1 protein-coding gene and 2 pseudogenes are annotated in these 4,949 nt (G+C 68.8%); all 3 read left to right on the top strand.

All coding sequences use genetic code 11. The features are described from left to right. Positions 1-8: 8 nt before the first annotated feature. Positions 9-3,775: pseudogene (locus ASC87_RS33990) on the top strand (amino acid adenylation domain-containing protein); the annotation flags it as partial. Between the two features lies 1 nt (position 3,776). Then, a pseudogene (locus tag ASC87_RS33985) lies at positions 3,777-4,089 on the top strand (condensation domain-containing protein); the annotation flags it as partial. Positions 4,090-4,109: 20 nt separating this feature from the next. Further along, the coding region (locus ASC87_RS33450) for a condensation domain-containing protein (RefSeq protein WP_235582320.1) at positions 4,110-4,949 on the top strand (840 nt) is incomplete at its 3' end.

The raw sequence follows: 4,949 nt of genomic DNA, 5'->3' as shown, positions 1-4,949 counted from the left end.
GCCATGCGCTGCCCGACCCGCAGCAGCAGGACTACGCGAGCGCGCAGTACGAAGCCCCGCAAGGCGAGATCGAGCAGGCGCTGGCGGCGATCTGGCAGGAACTGCTGCAGCTGCCGCGTGTGGGCCGCGAGGACAACTTCTTCGAGCTGGGCGGCCATTCGCTGCTGGCGGTGCAGGTGGTGGCCCGCGTCGAGCAGGTGTTGGGCCGGGCGCTGGCGCTGAGGACGCTGTTCGAGCGGCCGACGTTGAAGGCGCTGGCCGAGGGCCTGACGCGCGCCACCAGCTTCGAGCCGATCCCGCCGGTCGACCGCAGCCGGTGCTTGCCGCTGTCGCTGGGCCAGCAACGGCTCTGGTTCATCGACCAGCTGGAAGGCGAGGGCGGTGGCGAGAAGTCGGCCTATCACATCTTCGGCGCGGTGCGCCTGCAAGGCGAACTGGATGAAGCGGCGCTGAGGTGGGCGCTGGACACGATCGTGGCGCGGCACGAGGTGCTGAGGACGCGCTTTGAGCAACGCGACGGGGTGGCGGTGCAGGTCATTGATGCCGACACTGGCTTCACGCTGGACCGGGGTGAGGCCGACTCGGAGGAGCAGGTGCAGGCGCTGGCCCGGGCGGAAGCCGGGCGGCCTTTCGACCTCCGCCAGGGCCCGCTGATCCGTGGCCGCCTGCTGAAGCGGAGCCAGCGGGAGAACGTGCTGCTGGTGGGCATGCACCACATCGTGTCCGATGGCTGGTCGGTGGGATTGCTGATCGAAGAATTGCAGGCCTTGTATGCGGCCCATCGCGCCGGCAAGCCGGATCCGCTGCCGCCGCTGGCGTTGCAATACGCCGACTATGCCGCCTGGCACCGGCAACGCCTGCAAGGCGATGCCCTGCAGGGCGAGCTGGCTTTCTGGAAAGCGCATTTGCAAGGCGCACCGGCCTTGCTGAATCTGCCCACCGACCATCCGCGGCCTGCAGTGAAAAGCCACCGTGGCGACAGCGTCAAGCTGGTGCTCGATGAAGCGTTGGTCGGCCGGCTGGCAGCCTTTGCGCGCAAGCACGACGTCACGCTGCACATGGTGCTGTACGCGGCGTGGACGGTGCTGCTGTCGCGGCTGAGCGGGCAGGACGACGTGGTGGTGGGTACGCCGGTGGCGAACCGGCCGCGCACGGAGCTGGAGCCGCTGATCGGCTTTTTCGTCAACACACTGGCGTTGCGGCTGCAGGTGCGGGCCGACGAGGACGTGGCCTCGCTGCTCAAGCGCGTGAAGGCGCAGACGCTGGCAGCCTATGGCCAACAGGAACTGCCGTTCGAGCAGGTGGTGGAAGCCTTGAACCCGCCGCGCAGCCTGGCGCACAGCCCGGTGTTCCAGACCCTGTTCCTCCTGCAGAACCAGGCGCGCAACCGATGGCAACTGCCCGGCGTTGGCATGCAGCTGGTCGACCTGCCGTATGCCACCGCGCAGTTCGACCTGACGCTGATGCTCGAAGAGCAGGGCGGCCAGCTCGACGGCGCGCTCAACTTCGCCACCGACCTGTTCGACAGGACCACGATCGTCCGCTGGGGAGCGCACTTCAGGTCGCTGCTGAAGGCGATGGTGCAGGACGACGGCCGCGCCGTCGGCGCCTTGCCGCTGCTGGCGCCCGAGCAGCGCCAGGCGGTGCTGTACCACTTCAATCGCACCATCCGGCCCTATCCGCGGGACCGCGCAGTGCACCAGCTGTTCGAGGCCCAGGTCCGCCTGCGTCCGGATGCGCTGGCCGTCAGCGATGGCGAGCATGGCATGAGCTATGCGGCGCTGAACGAGCGCGCCAACCGGCTGGCCCACGCGCTGCGCGCCCGCGGCGTGGGACCGAACCGGCTTGTGGCGGTGTGCATGGAGCGCGGCACCGACCTGCTCGTCGCACTGCTCGGTGTGCTGAAAGCCGGCGGTGCCTACGTGCCGATGGACCCTTCGTATCCCGCGCAGCGCCTGGCCGATATGCTGGACGATGCGCGGCCACTTGCCCTGCTGACGCAGGCGCGGCTGAAGGGCCTGCTGCCCGCCTGCGGCGGCGAGACCATCGCGCTCGATGACGACTGGCCGGACATTGCAGCGCAGCCGTCGGACGACCTGCCGCCGCTCGCATCGGCATCGGACCTGGCCTACGTCATCTTCACCTCCGGCTCCACAGGCCGGCCCAAGGGCGTGATGGTGCCGCACGGTGGCGTCGTCAACTTCCTGCACTCGATGCAGGCCGAGCCCGGGCTGCGTTGCGACGACCGGCTGCTGGCGCTGACCACGGTGTCGTTCGACATCGCGGCGCTGGAGCTGTTCCTGCCGTTGAGCGTGGGCGCAGGCATCGTGCTGGCCGACCGCGAGACCGCGGCCGACGGCGGCCGCATCGCACAGGCGATCGATCGCTTCGGCATCACCGTGCTGCAGGCCACGCCGGCGACCTGGCGCCTGCTGTTGGCTCAGCCGCAGTGGCGCAAGCCGTCGTTGAAGGCACTGTGCGGCGGCGAGGCGATGCCTGGCACGCTGGCCCGGGCGTTGCTGGAGCGCGTGGGCGAGTTGTGGAACCTCTATGGCCCGACCGAGACGACGATCTGGTCCTGCGCCAGGCACATCATCGGTGCCGCGGACAGCGGCGCCAGCGAATCGATCGGCAAGCCGATCGCGAACACGCAGATCTACATTCTGGACGGTGCAGGCGAACCGGTTCCGGTGGGCGTTGCTGGCGAGATCCACATCGGCGGGGCCGGGGTGGCTCGCGGCTACCTGAACCGCGAGGAGCTGACCGCGCAGCGCTTCCTGCCAGACCCGTTCAAGCCGGACGGGCAGATGTACCGCACCGGCGACCTGGGCCGGTGGCGGGCCGACGGCACGATCGACTACCTGGGGCGCAACGACCACCAAGTCAAGCTCAGGGGCTTCCGCATCGAACTGGGCGAGATCGAGGCGGCACTGTGCCGGTACAAGGGTGTGCGCGAGGCGGTGGTGGTGTTGCGCGACGAGCTGCTGGTGGCCTATGCAACCGTGCGCGACGGCAACCCGCTCGATGTGGTGGACGTACGGCAATGGCTGAAGGACGAGCTGCCGCCGCAGATGGTGCCAGCGGCGGTGGTGGTGCTGGCGCAGCTGCCGCTCACGCCCAACGGCAAGCTCGACCGCCATGCGTTGCCTGACCCGCGGCAGCAGGACTACGCGAGCGCGCAGTACGAAGCCCCGCAGGGTGACACCGAGCAGGCGCTGGCAGCGATCTGGCAGGAACTGCTGCAGCTGCCGCGTGTGGGCCGCGACGACAACTTCTTCGAGCTGGGCGGCCATTCGCTGCTGGCGGTGCAGGTGGTGGCGCGCGTGCAGCAGCTGTTGGGCCGGGAGCTGGCGCTGCGCACGCTGTTCGAGCGGCCCACGCTGAAGGCGCTGGCCGAATGCCTGACGCGCGCCAGGAGCGTCGAGGCGATCCCGCTCGCGGACCGCAGCCAGCCGTTGCCGCTGTCATTGGGCCAGCAACGCCTGTGGTTCATCGAGCAGCTGGGAGGCGAGGGCGGTGGCGAGAAGTCGGCGTATCACATCTTCGGCGCGGTACGGCTGAAGGGTGAGCTGGACGAGACCGCGTTGCGGCGTGCGCTGGACACGATCGTGGCGCGGCACGAGGTGCTGAGAACGCGCTTCGTGCCGGTTGACGGCCAGGCGGTGCAGGTCATCGAGGCGGACGCATCGTTCGAGCTGGACAAGGCCGATGTCGCGTCCGAAGCGCAGGTGCAAGCATTGGCGCAAGCCGAAGCCGCAAGGCCATTCGACCTGAGNGCGGACGCATCGTTCGAGCTGGACAAGGCCGATGTCGCGTCCGAAGCGCAGGTGCAAGCATTGGCGCAAGCCGAAGCCGCAAGGCCATTCGACCTGAGCCGGGGCCCGCTGATCCGTGGCCGCTTGTTGAGGCTGGMCGTCCAGGAGCACGTGCTGCTGGTTGGCATGCACCACATCGTGTCCGACGGCTGGTCGATCGGCGTGTTGGTCAAMGAGCTGCAGGCGCTGTACGCGGCCTACCGTGAAGGCCGGCCCGATCCGCTGCCGCCGCTGGCCGTGCAATATGCCGACTACGCCGCCTGGCAGCGCCAACNCCCCTGCCCCAGCGACCAGATGTCCGACGGCTGGTCGATCGGCGTGTTGGTCAACGAGCTGCAGGCGCTGTACGCGGCCTACCGTGAAGGCCGGCCCGATCCGCTGCCGCCGCTGGCCGTGCAATATGCCGACTACGCCGCCTGGCAGCGCCAACGCCTGCAAGGCGAGGCACTGCAGCGAGAGCTGGCCTACTGGAAACAACACCTCCAAGGCGCGCCGGCCTTGCTGAGTTTGCCGACCGATCGGCTGCGGCCGGCGGTGCAAAGCCACCGCGGCGACAGTGTCAGGCTGGTGCTGGACGAAGCGCTCGGCCGCCAGCTGAAAGCCTGCGCGCGGCAACACGACGCCACGCTGCACATGGTGCTGTACGCGGCCTGGTCGGTACTGCTGTCGCGGCTGAGCGGGCAGGACGACGTGGTGGTCGGCACACCGGTGGCGAACCGGCTTCGCACGGAGGTGGAGCCGCTGATCGGCTTCTTCGTCAATACGTTGGCGCTGCGGCTGCAACTGCAGCCCGACGAGGACGTGGCTTCGTTGCTCAAGCGCGTGAAAGCGACGACGTTGACAGCCTACGGCCACCAGGAGCTGCCCTTCGAGCAGGTGGTGGAAGCCTTGAATCCGCCGCGCAGCCTGGCGCACAGCCCGGTGTTCCAGGCGCTGTTCGTGTTGCAGAACACGCCTGCCGCGGTGGTGCGGGCCGCATCGCTGCAGTTCGAGCCGGTACCCGTGCCGGTGACACGCTCGCGCTTTGATATCGCGCTGATGCTGGAGGAGCAGGGCGAGCGGATGGAAGGATCGCTGAACTACGCGACCGACCTGTTCGACCGCGACACGGTCGAGCGTTGGGCGGGGCATTTC

The organism is Rhizobacter sp. Root1221, assembly GCF_001425785.1.
In the GTDB taxonomy this organism is placed as follows: Bacteria; Pseudomonadota; Gammaproteobacteria; order Burkholderiales; family Burkholderiaceae_C; genus Rhizobacter.
This window is presented reverse-complemented; position numbering and strand designations above follow the sequence as displayed.